1 protein-coding gene is annotated in these 1,013 nt (G+C 66.1%); it reads right to left on the reverse strand.

All coding sequences use genetic code 11. From position 1 onward, the window contains the following. Positions 1–803: slipin family protein (locus E6A21_RS17720; protein ID WP_138445491.1), on the reverse strand; the 803-nt coding region annotated here is incomplete at its 3' end. Positions 804–1,013 lie beyond the last annotated feature (210 nt).

Below are 1,013 nucleotides of genomic sequence, written 5' to 3' on the forward strand. Positions count from 1 at the left end.
GCCTTCCCGTCTGCGGATGATGCGGCGGCCTGCTTCTCGCGGGTGAGGAAGGCGGAGAGCTCCCCGATGGTGCTCATCAGCGGGGCCGGGAAGACGACCGTGGTGTTCTTGTCCACGCCGATCTCCACCAGGCTCTGCAGGTTCCTCAGCTGCAGAGCCAGCGGGTGGGCCATCATGGTGTCGGAGGCCTCGCCCAGCGCGGCGGCGGAGATCGCCTCGCCCTCGGCGGCGATGATCTTCGCCCTCTTCTCCCGCTCGGCCTCGGCCTGGCGGGCCATGGCTCGCTTCATCGTCTCGGGGAGCTGGATGTCCTTAAGCTCCACCAGGGTGACCTCGACGCCCCACTCGATGGTCAGTACGTCGAGGATCTGGCGGATGTCGCCGTTGATGCGCTCTGTCTCCGAGAGAGTCTGGTCCAAGGTGTGCCGCCCGACGACCTTGCGCAGGGTGGTCTGGGCGATCTGGTTGATCGCGGCTTCGACGTTCTCGATCGCGACGACGGACCTTACCGCGTCGACGATCCGGTAGTAGGCGACCGCGGAGACGTCGACGCTGACGTTGTCCTGGGTGATGATGCCCTGGGACTGGATCGGCATGGTCACGATCCGCAGGCTCACGCGTGGGAGCCGGTCGACGACTGGGATGATGAGCCGGAATCCGGGCATCCTGACCCCCACGACCCGGCCGAGCCTGAACAGGACGCCCTGCTCATACTGGCGGACAATGCGGATCGACGTCCTCCCGGCCACGAGCAGCACAACCACTACGACGACTATCCAGATGATGAGGGTGGTGGGGTCCATGAGGATCCCCTCCTTAGGTTGCGGACGCTCCCAGTGCCTCTCTGGCACCATGACGCTCCTAGACCTATTGTCCCAGCCCTCCACGGAAATGACTCCGGAGGGGAGGACGCGGCTTCGCCGGCATGGGGCGATGGCGGCCGCACCGACGTGCTGCCCCACCAGGCCCGAACGGTCGACCTCGACCAGGTGGCCTTTCTGCAGGAGACCGAC

Origin of the sequence: Sinomonas susongensis (assembly GCF_005877005.1) — a bacterium.
GTDB classification, from domain to species: Bacteria; Actinomycetota; Actinomycetes; order Actinomycetales; family Micrococcaceae; genus Sinomonas; species Sinomonas susongensis.